Origin of the sequence: Azospirillum canadense (assembly GCF_025961225.1) — a bacterium.
Taxonomy (GTDB): domain Bacteria; phylum Pseudomonadota; class Alphaproteobacteria; order Azospirillales; family Azospirillaceae; genus Azospirillum; species Azospirillum canadense.
This window is the reverse complement of the sequence record NZ_JAOQNG010000009.1, coordinates 169,058-189,918: the sequence shown is the minus strand read 5'-3', so window position 1 is coordinate 189,918 and position 20,861 is coordinate 169,058. Positions and strand designations below refer to the sequence as shown.

Below are 20,861 nucleotides of genomic sequence, written 5' to 3'. Positions count from 1 at the left end.
CCGGCGGACAAATGGTTCACGCCGTGAAGACGAAGCGCGTACCCGTGTAGGAGCGCAGCAGCTTGCCCGGCATCTCGGCCTTGGCGATCTCGTAGAAAGGTTCGCCGCTGCAATGCAGCGGGATGATGTAGTCGGGGTCGATCTCCCGCAGCGAGGCGACCGTCTCGCGCACGTAGTCCTCCTTGTAGGGCGCCAGATGGAAGCCGCCGATCACCGCGTGGACCTTGCGCACCCCCGAGGCCCACTGCGCCTGCCGGATCGCGTTGACCACGCCGCGGTGGCTGCACGAGGTCAGCACGACCAAGCCCCGTCCCTTCAGGTTGAAGCTCGTCGCCAGCTCGTGGCGAAACTGGTCGGGGACCACGGCCTGCGTGCGCTCGTCGGGCGGCAGCTTGTCGGCGTAGCAGCCGATACCATGCTCCAAGCCGATGCGCATGGCGCTCGGCGACAACAGCTTCTCGAAGCTCGTCAGCCCGATCTGGCCCGAGGTGAAGCCATGCCCGGCGACCAGCGCCGGCCCCTCGGCATAGGTCACGGTGAGCTTGGCGTCTTCCAACGCCTTTCGGTCGAGCGCGCCGAAGTCGCCACGCACCGGGCCGGCGGTCCATTCCCGCGAACAGAAGCAATCCTCGCCGCCGACGTAGAACGGCAGGTTCGGCTTGAGCGCGGCGCCATGCTGGCGCAGGAACCCGATCAAGCCGCCGAAGTGGTCGTAGTGGCCATGGCTCAGCACCAAGGCATCGAGGCTGGCCGGATCGATGCCGAGCAGTTGCACGTTGTTGATCAGGGCCTCCGGCGTGAAGCCGAAATCCACCAGGATGTTCTGCGTCTCGGGGCCGCTCTTGCTCTCGGCGAGCATCGACAGGCCGAACTCGCTGACCAACGTCTTGCCCGGCGGCTTGTCGCCGATGCCCCAGCCGAAGCGCTGGATGTCCACGGAACCCGCCTTGGCGCTCGGCGCGACGGCGAACTGATCGCTGTCGATGACCACCCGCACGGCGACCTGATCGACCTCCGGGACGGCTCCGGAGATCGGCTCCGCGCGCGCCGGTCTGGTGCCACTGAGAAGCGTGGACAGCATCGCTCCGAAAACGGCGGCGCCACCACCGCAGAGCACATGGCGGCGATGCAGGAGTGTGTCTTCTTGTTCAGGGAACATTGAGCCGACCTCCACCACGCCGCCATCTGCCGATAGGCGGCATGAGTTGGGATGATCGAGGGGGCAGCGGCGTTGAGGTGCAAGGACACACGGCAGCGTCTGGCAGACTGCTCCAAGGCAAACCATTGTAAGAGCGCCACGGATCCGCGCATTCTTCTAAGAAGTATAAGCAGCAGTTCACAAGTTGCGCATTCCCCGAAGCCTGCTACATCTTCGGGATTGTGCCGTGGCGCTCTGCTCACCGAAGTCGTGAGCATACTGGATCTTTATCGAAATGTCCCGAGGGTGACCTGTCGGTCAACTGACAATAGGAAACGGTCTGAGTCGGCTAGGGTCTGTTAGATGCCGCACCGCTGGTAGCTTCGCTCGGCTTCGACCTGGTCTGGTTCGGCATCATCGTCATCGTAATCGCCGAACTCGGGCTCGTAACCCCGCCCATGGGCTTGAATGCCTTCGTCGTCTCGAAATACCCGAACACTCCGGTGGTTGACGTATTCCGTGGCATCGTCCCTCATGTGTTCAGCCACCTTGTCGTGATCGCGTTGCTTTTGGCCTTTCCGACGATCATCCTTTGGCTTCCCGCCCACATGTAGGCCAGCCGGTTCCATCAAATCTCGCGGTATGAGGCCGTCGCAACCCTGGAGGCGTTCACGCCGAACGGCGAAATGGTCGGCGTGCGTATGGCTCGCCCGACCGGCCCTGGACCGCGGACCGGCTGCCGCGCGCGGTCCATCGGCTCGCCGCGGAAGGGCTGGCCGAGCCGGACCTGATCGCGCCGGCGCTGCGCAAGCCGCCCAAGGACGACCTCCTGCTGGTCATTGCCGGCATATAGGGGCCGACCATCAAACTGCGCGCTATCGCCGTGCGGCTCGAGGAGATGCGCATCCGCACGCCACGCCGTGGTACGGCCTGGTTGGCGACTTCGGTCAAAGCGCTGCTCGACCGCGCCGAGCGGTTCGGTCTCCTGATGCCGAAGGACAACCGCTGACCCACCAACACCGTGAAAACATGCTGCTGTTTTGTTCGCTCATGAAACCGGAACCCGGGCGCAGAAATCCTCATTCCGGAGTCCAGTCATAAAGCCGGAGCGACAGCGGTGGTCCGGTTTCCTGAACGAACTCAGGGCCGGACGTGCTCATCAGGATCGCGTCCCACCGCGTGGTGTCTGAGGCGTGAGGCTGGCCCGCCGGAGCGCTCCCCCATAGCTGGCGCAGGCGGGCCGGCCGTTCGGGAGCGGCGGTCACCGTGTTCTTCGGCTAAGTTGAGGTTGCTTAACGACCATCAACCAAGACGGAGACCACGATGACCGAGGACAGGATCGCTCTTCAGGAGCTGATTGGGAAGAGCGCCGATGCCGACTTTCTGCGCGAGATGGTCGGCTTCGCCGCCCAGCGCCTGATGGAGCTGGAGGTGGAGAGCCTGTGCGGCGCCGGGTATGGCGAACGCAGCGAGGACCGCCAGACCAAGCGCAACGGCTACCGGGAGCGGACCTGGGAGACGCGCGCCGGGGCCATCGACCTGCGCATCCCCAAGCTGCGGCGCGGCTCCTACTTCCCGGCCTTCCTGGAGCCGCGCCGCACCGCGGAGAAGGCGCTAATCGCGGTGATTCAGGAGGCCTACGTGCAGGGCATCTCGACGCGCAACGTCGATGATCTGGTCAAGGCGATGGGCATGACCGGCATCTCCAAGAGCCAGGTCAGCCGCCTGTGCCAGGACATCGACGAGCGCGTGCAGGCGTTCCTGAACCGGCCGCTGGAAGGCGACTGGCCCTTTGTGTGGCTGGATGCGACCTACGTGAAAGTGCGCCAGGACGGCCGCATCGTCTCGCTCGCCGCCATACTGGCCATCGGCGTCAACAGCGATGGCCGGCGCGAGGTGCTGGGGCTCGGCCTCGGGCTGTCGGAAGCCGAGACCTTCTGGACCGATTTCCTGCGCACCCTCACCCGCCGGGGCCTACGCGGCGTAAAGCTGGTGATCGCCGATGCGCATCTCGGGCTGAAGGCCGCCGCTTCCAAGGTGCTGGGCGCCACACTTCAACGCTGTCGTGTTCATTGCATGAGGAATCTCCTCGCCTGCGTCGGCAAGGCGCACCAGACGATGGTCGCGGCCACCATTCGCACCGCCTTTGCCCAGGAGACCGCTGAGGCGGCGCATGAGCAGTGGCGCCGGGTGGCCGACAGCCTGCGGCCGCGCTTTTCCAAGCTGGCGGCGCTGATGGACGAGGCGGAGTTCGACGTGCTGGCCTACATGAAGTACCCCAAGGACCTGCGCACCAAATTGCACAGCACGAATCCTCTGGAGCGGCTGAATGGCGAGATCAAGCGGCGCACCAACGTCGTCGGCATCTTCCCTGGCGAAGGGGCGGTTGTGCGCCTCGTCGGCGCCTTGCTGCTGGAGCAGCATGATGAATGGGCGGTGGCCCGGCGCTACATGACCATGGAAAGCCTGGCCGAGCTGTGCCACCCTCACACCCCTGATCCGCTGTCCATCGCAGCGGAGTAGACCGGCGGCCTCAACCCGCCGAAGAGCACAGAGGCCCCCTCAGACACCACGCCTCGGGGCACGATCCTCATCATCAGCGGCTTGTCCCCACGTGGATGGTTCCGCACTTTTCACCTGATCCACTCTCCGCTTTTCACCAGAATAGCTCTACTTTTCGCACGAACCGCTCTGAGGAAAAAGCCGGAGATCCGCGGAACCCCCGACTCACTTTTCGCATCAACTACTCTGCGGCGACGGTTCGGATCATCTTCCGCTCAGAGCCGGCATCACGAAAGACGACGACAGCGTTCAGCCTCTGGTCGCGAATGGCTCCTCCCGGAACCGGTGCCGGATCGTCGACAGGGCGCCCGGGTCCGCGAGCAGCGCGTCCACGCAGGCAGGGTCGAAGTGCCGGCCGGCCTGGTCGCGGAGGAAGGCGGCGGCCTCAAAGGTCCACGCGATTTTGTACGGCCGCTCGGACGTCAGCGCGTCGAAGACATCCGCGACGGCGACAATGCGGCCCTCCAGAGGAATGCTGGCACCCGCCAACCCGTTGGGGTAACCGGTGCCATCCCATCGCTCGTGGTGGCAGCCAACGATGTTGCGCAGCACGGAGGCGTGCGGCAGTCCGGTGAGGTTCCGTCATCTCTCGCGCCACGCCCGGAGCTGAAGCGGATGAGGACGCGGAGGGTGCTCGCGGGTTATGCGACGGCAAGCATGTCACGCAAGGCGGCGACCCTCTGGACATGGATCGCCCGTCGGCGTGCGGCGAGGACATGCTGCTTGCGCCGGGTCGCCGGCCGCAGGACGTTGCGCACCTCGTTGTGAGCCCGGCAGAACCGGGCCGCACTGGCCGCGGATTTGAACCCACGCATCGGACGCGTGCGCCCTTTGACCCCGCGGCGATCTTGCTCCAAATGGTTGTTTTTGTATTTGGATGTTCGGTGCTCGACATCCTCGCCGAAGACCGCGTCGAGCGCCGGCGGGTAGCCGGCGTGCTTGTCGGAGGTGATGGTTTCCGGAATGATGCCGGTGAGACCGCCACGGCCGAGCGGAAGAACGCCTCGGCGGCGGCTTGGCCACGCGTCGCGCTGAGGAAGACGTCGACCAGGTTGCCGTTTGTATCGATTGCTCGATACAGGGACTGTCACTGCCCCGCGACCTTCAGGTAGGTCTCATCGACGTCCCAGCTCCGGCCGATCTGACCCTTCCGGCGTTTGCGTAGGGCCTCGGTGAGCAACGGCGCCAGCTTGGCTTCTCAATCGCGCCCCGCCTCATGCGAGACGACCAAGCCACGCAGCAGCAGGATTTCCGCGAGGTCCCGCAGGCTAAGCTTGAGCCGTAGCCGCCACCGCACGCTGAGAAAGGCCACGTCGGTGGGGACCTGCAGCCGGTTCAGCACCGAGCCGGTGCGTTCGTTGAACTGGCGCCCACACCCGCGGCAGCGGAAGCGCCGATACCCGTGTGCCGTCCGGTCCGAACGCTCCGTCGTCGCGGTCGAAGAGCAGTGCGGGCAGCGCATGCGTAACCTCCAAAAGCGGAGAAAAGCGGAGGTGACCCTCTACGACAGCTCCAGTGCGACGATCAAGCTGACGCGAGCCCTGACGGAACCTTCACGCGCGCGGCGGTCGCCCTGGCCCGCAAGATGGCGGTGGTCATGCACGCGATGTGAAAGACGGGCGCGGACTTCGAGCCCGAGGCGGCCACGTCAACCGCCTCCTGAGATCCATCCCGATGGGGTTCCTTTGCCTTGGGCGCGCGCCATGAGGTGATCGACTGTCACCGTGCTCCGTCCGTCCAGACGGTCGCGACGTCCCTGCCGGGGACGTGGGCGAGGCCATTCCGCGCTGAGAGTTGTCGCCTGCCACCTTGGACGGCGCATTCCACATGGGAAGGCTGATCCCCCGAATGCCCATCATGCGGCGGTCTGCTACCGACCGCGGAGACAACCGTGAACCCGGCAGACGCCCGCCTGACCCGAACCGACGACGGGAACGCGGCAGCATATCGAGGCGGGGAATGCAGGAATTAGAATGGGCCCGTGCTTCGACCCCCGGAGCTTCGGCCAAGCGGCTTTGCCCAATGCGCAGCCGCAACGGTCCCTTGCGACGTCAAAGCAGTGATGAAGAGCAGAGATTGCTCAGCAAAGGGTTGACGGATTGAATGCGATTAGACAACGCTCAGCCGCCGGGCCAAGACGGTCACGGTCCCGACCCCGCCGGCAAAAGCCAAGGAGCCGGTGCGTCTGCTGGTCGACAGCACCGGTGTGAAGCTGTGCGGCCCCGGTGACTGGCTGGTCGAGAAGCACGGCACGCGCCGGCGCCGCGCGTGGCGGAAGCTGCACATCGGCCTGGACGCCGCCACCGGGCGCATCGTCGCCGCGACACTGACCGACCATGACGTGGATGACGCCTCACAAATCGGCCCACTGCTGGACCAAATCACCGAGCCACTCGAGGCCGTCATCGCCGACGGCGCTTACGACCAGAGCGGCGTCTACGAAGCCGTGAGCAGCCGGCAACCGGAGGCGGCCGTGGTCGTGCCGCCGCGCTCCACACCGGTGCTGAGCAATACCGCGCGGAGCGAACCGACACCGCGGGATCGGCATCCGCAGGCCATCGCCGAAGGTGGCCGCATGGCGTGGCAGGCAGCCTCCGGCGACAACTTGCGCGCGCTCGTGGAGGCCTTCTTCAGCCGCTACAAACACGTGATCGGGGATGGTCTACGTTTCCAGACCGACGACCGGCGGCAGACCGAGATCGACGTCGCCATCCTGGTCCTGAACCGCATGCTCGACCTTGGGCGCCCGGACTCCGTCCGCATCGCGTAACCGACAGCGCCGGCCACACCGGCACATGCTCCGCCGCCTCGGTGCAACAACGTCCCGCCTGCGCTCCTTCGCCCTGAACATCCTGCGCGCCAATGGCGTCAAGAACGTCCGCCAAGCCCTCTGCACCAACGCCCTCAGCTTCGACCGTTTGTTGGCCCTCGGCGCCTCATGAGCAGAACTGCATGGCCCTGCCGTTGCTCCTACGTCAAGGACCCGGAGACCAGCAAGCGGGTCGCGCGGCCCAACTCGCCGGAGGCGTGGGAGGTGGTGGAGGTGCCGGAGCTGCGCATCGTCGACGCTGTACTGTGGGAGCGGGCGAAGGCCCGGCAGGCATCGATCAGCTTCGACATCGGTCGTGACGACCAAGGCAACGCCCTGAACCGGGCGCACCGTCGCAAGTTCCTGCTCGGGGCTCCTGACCTGCGGGTGCTACGGCGCCGGCTACACCATCATGGCCAAGGACCGCTATGGCTGCGCCGGTCACCGGAATAAGGGCACCTGCGCGAACGATCGCACCATCAGCCGCTTCGACGTCGAGCGGCGGGTCCTCACCGGGCTGAAGGAGCGCCTGCTGGCGCCCGACTTGATCCAGGAATTCGTCGACAGCTTCCGTGCCGGCGGCGCAGCAGCAACGGCCGACCGCGCCGCCAATCGGCGCACGCGCGAGCGCGAACTGGCGGCGGTCGAGCGCAAGATCACCGGCGTCCTGAAGGCGATCGAGGACCGGCTGTACCACGAGTCGATGAAGGGGCGCCTGACCGGGCTGGAGGCGGACAAGGCCCGGCTGCTCGCTGAGGCCGAGGAAACCGACGCGGACCTGCCGGCGGTCCTGCTGCACCCCCAGCTGTTGGACCTCTACCGCCGCAAAGTCGAGGCACTGGAGGCGGCCCTCGCTGAGGGCGAGGACAGCGCGGAGGCAATGGAGATGGTGCGGGTCATGATCGACCGCATCGTCCTGACCCCCTCCCTTGCCGGGGCGGGGTTGGACGCTGACCTGCACGGCGAGCTGGCCGGCATCCTGGTGGTCTGCGAAGGCGCTGCTCAGATGCGCAAGACCCAAACGCACGAACGCCCCGGCTCATTCGAACCGGGGCGCCAAGTGTCGGTGGTTGTGGGGCGCGCAACCGCCTTTGCTTGCTGCTCAGATCGGTGCGCCTGCCTATGGTCCGTCCTCAACGCCGCAATGCTGTGGCTTAACCGGCGAGCAACATTTGAATGCTCCGGAGCAGTTCTTCCCCTTCCGCCAGCAGACCGCTCGGCGCCTGCGCGTTCACCTGCCGCGAGAAGGCCAGCTTGCCGATCGGCGCTTTGACCGGATCCGCATCGGCGCGCTTGCCGGGCTCTGGGCCCGCCGGTGTGGTTTGGGCCGGCGCGGATTCAGCCGGCGCGCTCCGCTGTTCCTCCGGAACGGGCGAATCGTCGGCCGGGGTCTTGCCGTCCGCATTGCCCCGCCCTGCCGCCGGCCTGGGCGCCGCGCCCCCGGTCTCGTCCGACGCGTTGTTGCCGATGTTGAGACGGAATTCCGTCGTCGCCTGGGCTCCCTGGTCGTCGCGGGCGATGACCTTGATGCTCATGGTCACCTTCAGGTCCGGCGGCGGGTTGCCGCTGAAGGTGCCGTTCGAGGAATCGAACTTCAGCCAGGCCGGCAGCGGAGAGCCGTCGGACAGGGACGCCTGGAGCGTGATGTGGGCGTTCGGGTCGGACGTCTGGAACGTGCCGGCCGGCACGGAGATCAGGTTCGGCTGGCCGGGCGTGACCACCCGGTCGCCAACCGCCCCGACCGTGATGAGGCTGGCGCCGCCCAGCGTGTCGGCGGACGCGACGAAGGACACCGACGGCGGCAGCAGGCTGTTCCCGCGGTAGGATGACGGGGCGAGACTGGTCGGAGACGACGACTGGCTACCAGGATCGCGGGTCATCGCCGTCTGCGCCACCACGCTCGACGACGTGTCCTGCGCTGTCAAGTCCGTGGACGCGCGGGGCAGGGTCGACGCCGTTGCACTCAGCACCGACGCAACGGCTTGGGAGACGCTGGTGCTCGTCGTCGGCCGGGTCGGCTCGATGGTGGACAGGACCACCGGCGTGGGCGTCGTGACGGTCGGGGCCGCCGGCTGTGCCACCGGCGTTCCGGTCGGGGTGGACACCGCCGTGGTGCTGACGGACGGGGTCTCGTTCGCGCCCGTCAGGCTGATGGTCAGGGTCTGCGACGCCGTCCCGCCCTGCCCGTCCGCGATCGTCACCGTGAAGGTTTCAACCGGGTTCACGCCGCCCGGCAGCGCGTCGATGGCGGCGGCGTCGGGCACGAAGGTGAAGGCGCCGGTCGCGCTGTTCACGGTCAGGGTGCCATAGGCGCCGGCTTTGGCGACGGTGCCGCCCTGGACGGTGCCCCCGCCGATGCCGAAGGTCACCCCGTCGCCGTCGGCGTCGCGGGCGGCCAGAGTCCCGGTGAAGCTCTGGAACGTGTCCGGGGCTGACGTGTCGGTGTAGGCCGTTCCCGCCGGGGTGCTGGTGAAGGTCGGTGCGTCGTTGGCGCCGTTGATGGTGATGGCGATCAGCCGCGTGGTGCCGTCCTTGGCCGTCACGATGAAGGTATCGACCTTGGTCTGACCGGTGCCGAGGAACTGCACGGCGTTGTTGTCCACCGTATAGACGTAGCGCCCGTCGGCCTGCAGCGTCAGGCTGCCCAGGCTGCCGGCGCTGGAGGCTACGGCGGTCTGGAACGCCGCCTGCCCCTGATCCGCATCGCCGATCGCGATGGTGCCCGCGGCGGTCAGGACGCCGTTGACGACGTTCAGGTCCTCGGTGACGGAGGACACGGTCGGCGTGCCGATCACGGGTACGTCGTTGGCCCCGGCGATGGTGACCGTGACCGTGTGCGTGGTGTTGTCGAGCGCCTTGACCGTGAAGGTCTCGGTCAGGGTCTCCCCGGCGCCGAGCTGCTGGATGGCGGCTTGCGCGTTGTCCGCCGCGTAGGTCCAGCGTCCGTCGGCGGCGAGCGTGAAGGTGCCGTAGCGTCCCGCGGTGCCGGCCTGCGGCTGGACGCTCGCCTCGCCGGCATCGGCATCGGCGATGGTCAGCGTTCCGCCGGTCACCAACTGGCCGGCGGCCGTGACGTCCTTGTCCTCCGTAACGGTCCCGGCATCGGCGCTGCCGATCACCGCGGCGTCGTTGACGCCGGTGATGGTGAAGCTGATCCGCTTGGTGGTGCCGTCGAAGGACGTGATGGTGAAGCTGTCAGTCCTGGTCTGTCCGGCGCCGAGGAACTGCACGGCGCTGTTGTCGACCGAATAGGCGTAGGTCCCGTCGGCCTGGAGCGCGAGGCTGCCGAGGTTGCCCGGGTCACTGCCGACCGTCGTCCGGAACGTTCCCTCGCCTGCGTCCACGTCCTGGATGGACAGGGTGCCGGTGGCGATGAGCTTGCCGTTGGTGACGTTCGCGTCCTCGATGACCGCGGCCGAGGTGGGATCGCCGATCACCGCGGCGTCGTTCGCCGCCGCCAGCGTGAAGCCGTTGGAGGCGGCCACCGATCCGCCCTTGCCGTCCGTCACGCTGTAGGTCAGGCCGACTGGTCCGTTGTAGTTGGCGTCGGGCGTGAAGGTCCAGGTGCCGTCGCCGTTGTCGGTCAGCGTGCCATGGTTGGCGACGAGGTCCGCTACGGACAGAGAATCGCCGTCCACATCGGTGAAGCCGGCCAGCAGGTCGGCCTTGCGGATCACGTAGGGGGTGTCCTCGGTGCCGCCGGCCAGTGTCGCCTTGGTGCCCGTCAGGGCCGGCGCGTCGTTCACCGGAGCGACGTTCACCGTCACCGTGGCCGGCGCGCTCACGATCGAGGCGTCCGCGACCGTGAAGGTGAAGGTGCCATGGCCGGCGCCGTTGCCGTCCGGCGCCGAGACGTAGATGACGCGGTGGGCGCCGTCGGTCACCACGGTGCCGTCCGCGGTGATCGCGGCCCCCCGCGACCCGTCGGCGTTCACCTGGTACAAGGTGCCGGCCGCCGGCCGGTTGACCCGGTAAGTCAGCGCGTCGCCGTCAACGTCGGTGCCGGACAACGTGATCGTCCGCTCCACGTCTTCCACCGCCGCGACCGTCTGCGCCACGGCGAGGGGAGCGTCGTTCACCGCCGACACATCGACCGTGATGGTGTTGGCGGTCGCCGCAGTGAGGGCTCCGTCCGAGACCTTGAACGCGAAACTGGCGTAGCCGGTGCCGCTCGCATCGGCGGCCGGCGTGAAGACCAGCTTGCCGGCGTCGATGTCGGTCCTGGAAATCACCTGATCGGTCGTCACGGCGATGCCGTTCAGCGTGAGCGTACCCGCTGCGGGAAGCCGAGTCACTGTCACCGCCGCCAGTGCGTCGCCCGCGTCTACGTCGGCGAAGCCGAAGTCGGCCGCCGCCAGCGTGTAGGGCGTGTCTTCCGCCGTGCCGACGGTCTTGTCGGCGCCGGTCGGGGCGTCGTTCACCGGAGTGACGTTGATGGTGAGGGTCGCCGTGGCGGACGTGTCCTGCCCGCCGTTGGCCGTGCCGCCGTTGTCCTGGACCTTGAAGGCGAAGCTGGCGTAGCCCGTGCCGTTGGCGTCGCGCGCCGGCGTGAAGGTCAGCTTGCCGAGGTCCGCCGCGGCCACCACGAAGCCCGACGCCACGTCGCCCGCCGTGAGGGCCGTGCCGTTGTAGGCCAGCGTGCCGGCCGCCGGGCGCGAGGTGATGATCACCGCCGCCAGCCCATGGCCGTCCACGTCGGTGAAGCCAAAATCGCTGGCCTGGAAGACGCGGGTGGCGTCCTCCGCCATGGTGACGCTGCCCGCCGTGGCGACCGGCGCGTCGTTCACCGGCGTGACGTCGATGCTCAGGACGCTGGCGGCATCCGCGTAGACGGTGCCGTCGGAGACCTTGAACGCGACGCTGGCATAACCAATGCCGTTGGCGTTCGCGGCCGGGGTGAAGACCAGCTTGCCGGCGTCGATGTCGGCCCGCAGGATTTCCTGGTTGAGCACGACCGCGGTGCCGTTCAGCGTCAGCGTCCCCGCCGAGGGCAGCTGCGTCACCTTCACCTTGACCAACGTGTCGCCGGCATCGGCATCGAGGAAGCCGAAATCGGCCGCCGTCAGCGTGCGGGGGGTGTCCTCCGGCGTGCTGATCGTCGTGTCGGTGCCGGTCGGCGCCGCGTCGATGGTGAGCGCGTAGGCCGTGGAAGCCCCGCTGACGTTGCCGGCGGCGTCGGTCGCCGTGACGGTGAAGCTGTGGGTCCCCTGGTTCAGCGCCGACGGCGTGTAGGTCCAGACGCCCGCGCCGTTCGCCGTCGTCGTGCCGAGCAGCGTCGTGCCGTCGTAGACGCTGACCGTGCTGTTGGGCTCGGCCGTGCCGGTCAGGGCCGGCGTGGTGTCGTTGGTCACGCCGCCGTTCGCCACCGTGCCGATCACCGGCGCGGCGTCGTCCGTTGCCGAGGTGATGGCGGGCGTGCCCGGGGCGGTGGTGTCGATGCTCAGGGCGAAGGCCGTGGAGGGCGCGCCCGGGTTGACCAGGTTCTCCACACGTGCCGTGTAGCTGTAGGTCGAGCCGTTGCTCAGGCCCGTGTCGGTGTAGGTCCAGTCGGTGCCGGTGACCGTCGCCGTGCCGATCTTCACGCCGTCGCGGTAGACGGCCAGCACCTCGCCCGTGCCGAGCGCGGCGCTGATCGTGCCGCGCAGCTCCGGCGCCGTGTCGTTGGTGCTCGCCCCGGTCACCAGATCGCCGATCTTCGGCGCGACGTCGTCCACCGCTTTGGTGATGATCACCGTCTGCGTGGGCGTGGTCGCCCCGGTGGCGTTGGTCACCGCCCGGTCGGTGAAGCCGGCGGCGTCGTTGCCCGCCTCATCCTGGGTGGCGGTCGTGTCGTCGCCCACGGTCGGGTCGGCGTAAGACACGGTGACGCTCTGCCCGGCCACCACCGCGCTGCCCAGCGTCAGCGTCACGGTTCCGTTGGTCGCGTCCACACTGACCGCCGACACGGTGACGATGCTGCCGCCGACCTTTACGGTGAAAGCGCCCGTGCCGGCGCGGTTGGCCGCATCGAGCCGGTTCGCTTCGGTGTAGCCGAGCACCAGCGAGGTGCCGGACACCGTGGCGCTGGCAACCACGGGCGCAGTGGCGTCGATGACCGTGGCGCCCAGGCTGGCCTCGGCGCCGAGGTTGCCCGCGATGTCCGTTTGCCGCACCTTCACGGTGCCGCTGGCGTAGCTGCCCTCGGCCAGCGTGAAGCTGGAGCCCGTACCGGCGGTCCAGTTCGTCCCGCCGTTGGTCGTGTACTCCCAGCTCGCCCCGGTCTCCAGGCCGGAGACGGTCACCGTGCCCACGTTGCTGACCCGGTCGCTGCCGCTCGCGCCGCTGTCCGTCGCCAGAGCCAAGCCCGGCGCGGCCGGGGCGGTGGTGTCGATGGTCAGGCTGAAGGCCGAGGAGGTCGTGCCCGGATTGACCAGGTTCTCCACACGTGCCGTGTAGCTGTAGGTCGAGCCGTTGCTCAGGCCCGTGTCGGTGTAGGTCCAGTCGGTGCCGGTGACCGTCGCCGTGCCGATCTTCACGCCGTCGCGGTAGACGGCCAGCACCTCGCCCGTGCCGAGCGCGGCGCTGATCGTGCCGCGCAGTTCCGGCGCCGTGTCGTTGGTGCTCGCCCCGGTCACCAGATCGCCGATCTTCGGCGCGACGTCGTCCACCGCTTTGGTGATGATCACCGTCTGCGTGGGCGTGGTCGCCCCGGTGGCGTTGGTCACCGCCCGGTCGGTGAAGCTGGCGGCGTCGTTGCCCGCCTCATCCTGGGTGGCGGTCGTGTCGTCGCCCACGGTCGGGTCGGCGTAAGACACGGTGACGCTCTGCCCGGCCACCACCGCGCTGCCCAGCGTCAGCGTCACGGTTCCGTTGGTCGCGTCCACACTGACCGCCGACACGGTGACGATGCTGCCGCCGACCTTTACGGTGAAAGCGCCCGTGCCGGCGCGGTTGGCCGCATCGAGCCGGTTCGCTTCGGTGTAGCCGAGCACCAGCGAGGTGCCGGACACCGTGGCGCTGGCAACCACGGGCGCAGTGGCGTCGATGACCGTGGCGCCCAGGCTGGCCTCGGCACCGAGGTTGCCGGCGCTGTCGGCCTGCCGGACCTTCACAGCACCGTTGGCGTAGCCGCCCTCGGCCAGCGTGAAGCTGCTGCCCGTACCGGCGGTCCAGTTCGTCCCGCCGTTGGTCGTGTACTCCCAGCTCGCCCCGGTCTCCAGGCCGGAGACGGTCACCGTGCCCACGTTGCTGATCCGGTCGCTGCCGCTCGCCCCGCTGTCGGTCGCCAGCGCCAAACCCGGAGCGCTCGGCGCCGCCGTGTCGATGGTCAGGCTGAAGGCCGTTGACGCCGTGCCCTGGTTGGTGGCGTTCTCCACCCGCGCCGTGTAGCTGTAGGTCGCGCCGTTGCTCAGGGTGCTGTCGGTGTAGGTCCAGGCGGTGCCGTTGACCGTGGCGGTGCCCAGCCGGGTCCCGCCCCGGTAGACCGCGACCACCTCGCCCGCGCCCAAAGCGGCACTGATCGTGCCTTGCAGTTCGGGCGCGGTGTCGTTGGTCACGGCACCGCTCGCCAGATCGCCGGTGCGCGGCGCGACGTCGTCCACCGCCTTGGTGATGGTCACCGTCTGGGTGGTCGTCGGCGTCTGAGTGCTTCCCAGGGCGACCGTGACGGTGGCCGTCGCCGCGTCCGACAGGTTGCCCGCCTGGTCGACGGTCTGGAACGCGAAGGTCCGCTGGCCGGCGGTGGAGCCGGTCCCCAGCGCGTTCTGGTACTGGATGTCGCGGATCACCGCCTGCGCCTCGGCGGCGGTCAGGCTGGACCAGTCGTATTTGGTGATGGTGAAGACGCCCGACGCGTAGCTCAGGTTCACCCGGACGTTGCCGACGAGGATGTCCAGCTTGCTGCCGCTGGAGCCGTCCGCGGCGACCGTCGTCCGGCCGAGGATGAGCTTTTCGCTGCCGCCGTTCTGCAACCCGCCGACGGTGACGGTCAGGTTCTGGAGCTTGTTCGCCTCCACCACCGTGGCGGCGGCGCCGTCGTTGTCGAGGCTGACCGCGGCGCCGTCGGTGCTGGTGACCGCGTAGTTGACGCCGCTCGCGACGCTGTCCAGGTCGATGACGGGCTTGGTGACGTCGGTGACCGTCAGCTCGTTGCTCGTCGCATCGCTAAGCGTGTTGCCGGCCGTGTCGCGGATCGTCGCAGTGACCGAGTACGTGCCGTTGAAGCCGTTGTCCGTGCTGGCCGGGGCCAGCGCGTCCGCCGCCGGGATGGTCAGCGACCAGGAGGTGCCGGTCAGGGTCAGGCTGCCGTCTCCGGCCGTGTAGGTCTTGCCGTTCACCGTGACGGTCAGCGTCTCGCCGGCGCCGACCGTCGCGGTTCCCGTGATGGTCGGGGTGACGCTTCCCGTGGTCTGGCTCGCCACCGTGACCGGGCCCGCCGGCGCAACGGCGTCGACGGTGATGGCCTGGGTGGCGGTTGTGCCGTTGCTGGTGGCGGTCAGCGTGTAGGTGCCGCTGGGCAGCGTGTTGCCCTGGTTGTCGTAGCTCCAGGTACCATTGGCCGACGCGGTGACGGTCGCGCTGAAGACCGTGCCGTTGCCGGAATTGGTCAGCGTCACGGTGACCGGCTGGCCCGCCGTGGCGCTGCCGCGGAAGACCAGCGTCTGGTCGGCGGTGACGAAGTCGCCCGGCGCGCCCGTGTCGGTGCTGATGCCGTCGATGGACACCGGTCCGCTCTTGTCGTGCAGGACGGTCGCGACGTCGGTGTAGGCGACTCCGCTCGAATCCACATAGGTGGCGGCGACGGTGATGGTGCCGTTGGCGAGCCCGCGCAGGTTCAGCGCGGCGAGGCTCCAGCTGCCGTCGGCCTGCACGGTGGCCGTGTCGCTGATCGTCGTCGTGCCGTCGGTGATGGTGACGGCGATCTGCCCGCCGGCCAGCGCGGTCGTCGAAGCCCCCTTGGCCGTGGTGCCCTTGATGACGACGCTGCGGTCCTCCGCCAGGGTGAGGACGCCGTTGCTGTTGCCGCCGTTCCAGTCCAGCGGGCTGACGATCGCGACCTTCGGCGCGCTGACGTCCACCAGCATCGTCTTGCCGGCGGTCGCCGTGTTGCCGGCCACATCGGTGCCCGTGGCGGTGATGGTGTAGCTCTGCCCGTCCACCAGCGCCGTCTTCGTGCCGGAGGTCGGCAGGGCGGAGGCGAGGTCGAGGCTCCAACCGCCGCCGGACTGGGCCTGGACGCGGTAGGTGGCGCCGTTCACCGTCACGTCGATGCTCTGGCCCGCCTCCAGATCGCTGGAGCCGGTGATGACGGGGGCGGTGGACGACGCCTTGTAGTTGGTGGTGATGGCGAGCGTCGCCGTGGTGTCGACGACCACGGTGCGCGTCGCGGTGGCGCTGTTGCCGGCCGCGTCGTTGGCGACGGCCGTCAGCGTGTAAGCACCGTCGGCGAGCGCGGCTTGCCCGGTGCGGTCCACCGACCAGGCCCCGTTCGCGTCAGCCACGACGACGGCCCGGAAAACCTGAGTGGAGGCGGCGTTGGTCAGGGTAACGGTCACGCGGCTGCCGGCTTCGGCCGTGCCGGAGAAAAGCAGCGTGGTGTCGTTGGAGATGAAATCGCCGGCCGTCCCCGTGTCGTCGGTCATACCGGTGATGGCGACCGTCGGCGGGGCCACGTCGACGACGACCGCCTGCGTGGCCGTTGCCGTGTTGCCCGCGCTGTCGGTCGTGGCGGCCGTCAGAGTGTATGTGCCACCGCCCAGCGCCGCCGCGGCGGAGCGGTCCAGCGTCCAGACGCCTTGGGCGTTGGCCTGCACGGAAGTCTGGAAGACGACCGTTGAATTGGCCGCGCTGGTCAGCGTGACCTGCACGGCGGCATTGGGCGCGGCGGTTCCGGTGAAGACCAGCGTGGTGTCGTTGGTGCGGAAATCGCTGGCGGATATGCCGGCATCGTCGCTGATCGCGGTAACGGAGGCGGCCGTCGCCGTCGTCGTGTTGCCCGCCGCGTCGGTGCCGGACACGGTGATGGATGCCCCGGCGGGGATGCCGGTTTCCGGCAGGGTGCCAGAGGAGGGAGCCGCCTTCGAGGTGTCGACGCTCCAGGCCCCGTTGGCGCCCACGACCGCGAGGTAGGTCACCGTGTTGCCGTCCCGGTTGGGATCGACGGTGACGGTCAGAACGGTCCCCGACGACAACCCGGTTACGGTGCCGCCAATGGACGGCCGAGCCACGACCACCGATGCCGCCGACGTGATGGCGAACACCGGGGGCGTCTTGTCATAGAGAACAGAGGCGGTCGCCTGCTTGCTGCCCAGCGCGGCCGTGACGGTCAGCGTTCCGTCGTTCAGCGTGGACAGGTCCAGGCCGGCGGTGGACCACTGGCCGTTTGCCGCCACGGTTGCGCTGCCGGTGACGCTGTGGGTGCCGTCGGATACGGTGATCGTCACCGCCTGGTTGATGGCGTTGCTGGCCGTGCCGGAAATGACGACCGACTGACCTTCGGTCTTGGACAGATTGCCATCCCCGATGGGGCTGGTGATGCTGACGGACTGGCCGACACCGTTGGACAGCGCCACGACGGGCAGCGCCACCGCCTCCGCCGTCGCGCTGCTGACGGTGGTGCTGGCCTTGACCGTCAGCGTTCCGTTCTGGAAGGACTGCACCTCCGCGCTGGTCAGGGTGACCGACCAGCCGTTGGTGGTCGAGGTCACGGCCGACGCGGTCTTTGTGATGGTGTAGCTTTGCCCCGCAGCGGGAACGCCGCTGCCCACGCCCGACGACACGCCGGTGATCGTCACCGTCACGGTGCCGGACGACGCGTTGGTGCCGCTGTCCCAGGCGCCGTTGATGGTGATCGGTCCCGCCGTTATCTCGGGCGAGGTGATGATGTTGTCGCCGGCGATGGTGTTGACCGTCACGCTCGGCTGCTTGAAGCCGTTGTTCGAGGCGACCGCCGTGGCCGCCGTCGCATTGGCCGGAGGATTGCCAGCCGTGTCGGTGGCCGTGCTCGACGCGGTGATCGACACGCTGGCGCCAGCGTCGAGGGTCAGCGTCGGGGTCGTCCACGCACCCTTGGTGACGGTGGCGGTGCTGTTGACCGTCTTTGTCGTTGTCGAACCGGCTTTGGTTACGGAGGTTGTGATAACCAGATTGATCACGCTGCCATCGGGAAGGTCGGACGCCCCGGTGATCACCTGGCTGTTGTTGCTGAGCAGCGTCGGGACGTTGATCTGAATGACCGGCGGCGTCTTGTCGTGTGTCAACACCGTGGTGGCGGAGGCGGTGGACGACTGCGCGGTGACGGTCAGGGTGCCGTCCTTCAGCCCATTCAGGGACTGCGCGCCGGAGAAGGTGACCGACCAGCTTCCGTCGAGGGCCACGGTGCCGCTGGCCGTCCTCGTCGTGGTGCCGTCGGTAACGGAGACCGACATGGTTTGGCCGGCGAGATTCCTGGACGTTCCGGTCATGGTAACGGAGACGTCCTCGGTGCCGTTGAGAATGAAATCCCCGGCCAGCCCCGTGCCGCCGATCGCCCCGCCGACGGAGGAGATCTTCACCACCGGCACGGTGATCGTCATCGTCTGCGTGGCGCTCAACGGCTGACCGTTGGGATCCACCCCCTTCACCAGCACGCCCACCGCACCGTTCAGCCCGTCGGACGGCATGGCGCCCGCGATGGGGGTGGCGGTCGCGGTGTTCAGGGTCCAGGCGCCGTTGGTGCCGACGATGACCGCATAGGTCACCGCGTCGCTAAGATTCCCGTCGTCGTTCGGGTCGAGCCGCACGGTGAGGACCGACCCCTGGGCCAGCGTGGTGGTGCCGCTGATCGTCGGAGTGGTGACGGTCTGGCTGGCGTTGCTGCCGATGGCGACGCTGTTGCCGGCAAGGACGGCCACCTCGCTGCTGGTGGCATCGATGGCGATCGCGCCGCCCGCCCGCGTGGTTTTGGCCACGACCTCGTACTGTTGGCCTGCGACCAGGGCTTTGTCGCCGGGAATGGTGACCGACCAGGTCTTGCCGCTGATGACGAGCGCGCTGGTGAGGTCGACACCGCCGACGGTCACGGACAGCGAATCGGTGCCTCCGTTGGTGCCGCCCCAGGTTCCGGTGATGGTCGGGGTGGCGCTGATGGTGACCAGCGCATCGACGGTGGGCCGGGTGATCGCGGTGACCGTGGTGGCGTTGCCGGCGGTGTCGGACGCACTGGCCGTCACGGTGGCGTAGCGGGTCAGGCCGGCGACGGCGATCGTGCCGGTGGTCGGCGCGATCGCCGCCGTGTCGATGCTCCAGACCTGCCCGTTCCGGACGGTGGTGGTGTAGGTCACCGCGTCGGTCAGGATCCCGTCGCCGTTGGGATCGACGGTCACCGTGAGAGTGGACCCCACCGGCAGGTCCGATGTACCGCCGATGGTCGGGCGCCCGGCGGTCAGCACCGGATCGACGGCGATGACCGGCGGCGTCCGGTCGTGCAGCACGGTGGTGCTGTCGCCGACGGAGTTGGTGACGTGCGACCCGGAGCCGGTGCCCGTCGTCCACAGCTCCGCCGACACCGACAGGGTACCGTCGTTGAGCGAGGACAGATCCTTGGTCATCTGCCAAGCGCCGCCGCTGACCTGGGCATAGCCGGTCACGCTGTGGCTGGCGCCGTCCGTGACGGTGACCTTGACCCAGGAGCCGTCGGCGGTGGTCGAGCCGACTTTGCCTTGCAGCAGGACGGCGCCGTCCTCGTTGGCCGACAGGTTGCCGTCGCCGATGGTGTGGTTGATCGTGACCGACTGCCCCACCGCCAGCGGGTTGGACGGCGTCATCGGCCCGGTGATGGCGCCGAGCTGCGCAAAGGTCAGGTTCTTGTCGTAATTGGCGCCGACGCCGCCCAGGTCGCCGTTGATCGGGCCCGGCTGCGTCTCCGTCATCAGGACGTAGGAGACGGTGGTGTCCTTGGTGAAGCCGGCGATGCCCGTGGTGCCGCGCGGGCCGACGTTGCCGTTGCGGTCGGTGGCCGACGGCTTGGTCATGACCGCCGCGATGTCGGCCATCGGGATCTTGAAGCTGACGAAGACGTCGGTCTTGCCGTCGTTGCCGAGGTCGGTGTTGCCGGTCCACTGCGGATCGTTGGCGGCGCTGACCGCGGCGACCGAATAGTTGGTGGCGGTGAAGGAATAGACGCCGTTGTTGGCCAGCCAGCCGGCAGGAAGGGCGGAGGTCGTTGTCGTGTTGGGCGAGTTGTTGAGCCCGGTGCCCGGGTCGAGGATGCGCACCGCCTGCGTGTTGTTGCGCCCGTCCACCGCCAGGAACAGGTCGATGCGGCCGTCTTGGTTGGCGTCGATGCCGATGACCGCGACGCCGCCGAACTCCGTGGAACTGGTCGGATTGTCAATGCGGATGCGGAAGGCCAGGAAGTCGTCGTTGGGGTTGTCCGGCGTGCCGTTGTTGTCGTAGGCGCCGTACAGCACCGCGTGGGCGGTGTCGCCGACGAGGTCGGTGTCCGCGGCCTTGGCCTGGGTGTCGTTGTTGGGATCGAACAGTGTGCCCTGCATCAGCGGCGTCCAGCCGGCGGAGCCCGGCAGGATGTTTGCCATCAGGCCCTGGTAGGCCTCCTGCCCCGCCGCGCTGACGGCGATGGAGGTCTCGATGGCGCCGGTGTGTTCCTCCAGCACCCAGTTGCCGCCCAGCGCCGCGCTGCCCGTGTCGTCCACGGACGCGGCCACATCGGCGCCGGTGGCCGCGGCGAGGCGGTTCACGAAGGCGACGCCCTGCTCGCCCTGCGCCACGTCGCAGCCGTAGATCAGGATGTCGGCGCCGGGCGCCAGCGCGCCCTTGATCGCATCCAGCTCCGCCGTGTGGGTCGCCAGCGTGGCGCTGCTGATCTCCGCGTTGCCGAGCGAGATCTCGCCCGCGGAGCCGTGCGACAGGATGTGGATGCCCGTGACGTTCTGCTGGCCCTTCAGCGCGTCGGCGATCTGCGCGAGGCCGTCGCGGTTGGCGTCGATCGTCACGACCTGGGTGGCCGGCGGCAGTCCCTGGAGCAGCTTTTCGTATTGTGGCACCGATGCGTCGACGAACACGACCTCGTGCGCCGGCTGGGCTGGTGCCGGCGCGGATGTGGCGGGGGGTGCCGCGGGTTGTGCCGCGGCGTCCGCGGCCGCCGGCTGCGCCGCGAGCCCGGCGAGCAGCTGCTGGTCGACCGCGTGCGGGTCCGGCGTCGCCGCGGGAATGGCGTGGTCGTCGGCGTGGGCGACCTCGACGGCGGTGGCGACTCCGGCCGCGTCGAACAGGAAGCGTGGTTCAAGGGCGAGCGCCGTGGTCGTGATGGCCGCCGGGAAGGCCGCCTGGGCAGCCCCGTCCATCGGCGCCCCAACCTTCGAAACCCGCTTAGCA

The 20,861-nt window shown here is 68.5% G+C and carries 10 protein-coding genes and 1 pseudogene; 6 read left to right on the top strand and 5 right to left on the bottom strand.

The window, feature by feature from the left end:
• Positions 1–16: 16 nt before the first annotated feature.
• Entirely contained in the window at positions 17–1,159 is a 1,143-nt protein-coding gene (locus tag M2351_RS35285; protein ID WP_264660659.1) for an MBL fold metallo-hydrolase, read from the bottom strand.
• A 335-nt stretch (positions 1,160–1,494) separates the two neighbouring features.
• Here M2351_RS35285 and M2351_RS45380 point away from each other — a divergent pair, with 335 nt between their 5' ends.
• Together M2351_RS45380 and M2351_RS35275 are read left to right on the top strand one after the other, a co-directional pair.
• Complete coding sequence (locus tag M2351_RS45380; RefSeq protein WP_406567482.1) at positions 1,495–1,752, top strand: TRAP transporter large permease subunit; 258 nt, start codon at positions 1,495–1,497, stop codon at positions 1,750–1,752.
• A gap of 709 nt (positions 1,753–2,461) precedes the next feature.
• A complete protein-coding gene (locus tag M2351_RS35275; RefSeq protein WP_264654291.1) occupies positions 2,462–3,661 on the top strand; it encodes an IS256 family transposase in 1,200 nt (399 codons plus the stop codon).
• A 288-nt stretch (positions 3,662–3,949) separates the two neighbouring features.
• Here M2351_RS35275 and M2351_RS35270 read toward each other — a convergent pair whose 3' ends face one another.
• From M2351_RS35270 to M2351_RS35260, 3 genes are all read right to left on the bottom strand, one after another.
• Entirely contained in the window at positions 3,950–4,267 is a 318-nt protein-coding gene (locus M2351_RS35270; RefSeq protein ID WP_319801964.1) for an HD-GYP domain-containing protein, read from the bottom strand.
• A 74-nt stretch (positions 4,268–4,341) separates the two neighbouring features.
• Positions 4,342–4,653, bottom strand: coding sequence for a DDE-type integrase/transposase/recombinase (locus M2351_RS35265; RefSeq protein WP_406567481.1), 312 nt, complete (start codon positions 4,651–4,653; stop codon positions 4,342–4,344).
• 245 nt (positions 4,654–4,898) lie between these two features.
• The gene (locus tag M2351_RS35260) at positions 4,899–5,162 is read right to left on the bottom strand and encodes an IS1/IS1595 family N-terminal zinc-binding domain-containing protein (RefSeq protein WP_264660656.1); all 264 of its coding nucleotides are present in this window, start codon (positions 5,160–5,162) and stop codon (positions 4,899–4,901) included.
• Positions 5,163–5,825: 663 nt separating this feature from the next.
• Between M2351_RS35260 and M2351_RS35255 the strand changes: the two are divergent.
• From M2351_RS35255 to M2351_RS35240, 4 genes and pseudogenes are all read left to right on the top strand, one after another.
• Positions 5,826–6,470: pseudogene (locus M2351_RS35255) on the top strand (IS5 family transposase); the annotation flags it as partial.
• A gap of 25 nt (positions 6,471–6,495) precedes the next feature.
• Entirely contained in the window at positions 6,496–6,642 is a 147-nt protein-coding gene (locus M2351_RS35250) for a hypothetical protein (RefSeq protein ID WP_264660655.1), read from the top strand.
• Positions 6,639–6,962 carry a hypothetical protein gene (locus M2351_RS35245; RefSeq protein WP_264660654.1) on the top strand — a complete coding sequence of 108 codons (324 nt, stop codon included), beginning with the start codon at positions 6,639–6,641 and terminating at the stop codon, positions 6,960–6,962. Before M2351_RS35250 ends, M2351_RS35245 begins: the two co-directional genes overlap by 4 nt.
• The gene (locus M2351_RS35240; RefSeq protein WP_264660653.1) at positions 6,922–7,782 is read left to right on the top strand and encodes a hypothetical protein; all 861 of its coding nucleotides are present in this window, start codon (positions 6,922–6,924) and stop codon (positions 7,780–7,782) included. The genes M2351_RS35245 and M2351_RS35240 overlap by 41 nt, the downstream gene beginning before the upstream one ends.
• Here the strand turns inward: M2351_RS35240 and M2351_RS35235 are convergent.
• Positions 7,664–20,830, bottom strand: coding sequence for a VCBS domain-containing protein (locus tag M2351_RS35235; RefSeq protein ID WP_264660652.1), 13,167 nt, complete (start codon positions 20,828–20,830; stop codon positions 7,664–7,666). The genes M2351_RS35240 and M2351_RS35235 overlap by 119 nt on opposite strands.
• Positions 20,831–20,861 lie beyond the last annotated feature (31 nt).

Excerpts from the sequence above, each read along its gene's own strand:
- M2351_RS35235 (WP_264660652.1), bottom strand. The coding sequence starts at position 20,830 with ATGGACGGGGCTGCCCAGGCGGCCTTCCCGGCGGCCATCACGACCACG.
- M2351_RS35240 (WP_264660653.1), top strand. The coding sequence starts at position 6,922 with ATGGCCAAGGACCGCTATGGCTGCGCCGGTCACCGGAATAAGGGCACC.
- M2351_RS35245 (WP_264660654.1), top strand. The coding sequence starts at position 6,639 with ATGAGCAGAACTGCATGGCCCTGCCGTTGCTCCTACGTCAAGGACCCG.
- M2351_RS35260 (WP_264660656.1), bottom strand. The coding sequence starts at position 5,162 with ATGCGCTGCCCGCACTGCTCTTCGACCGCGACGACGGAGCGTTCGGAC.
- M2351_RS35275 (WP_264654291.1), top strand. The coding sequence starts at position 2,462 with ATGACCGAGGACAGGATCGCTCTTCAGGAGCTGATTGGGAAGAGCGCC.
- M2351_RS35285 (WP_264660659.1), bottom strand. The coding sequence starts at position 1,159 with ATGTTCCCTGAACAAGAAGACACACTCCTGCATCGCCGCCATGTGCTC.
- M2351_RS35250 (WP_264660655.1), top strand. The coding sequence starts at position 6,496 with ATGCTCCGCCGCCTCGGTGCAACAACGTCCCGCCTGCGCTCCTTCGCC.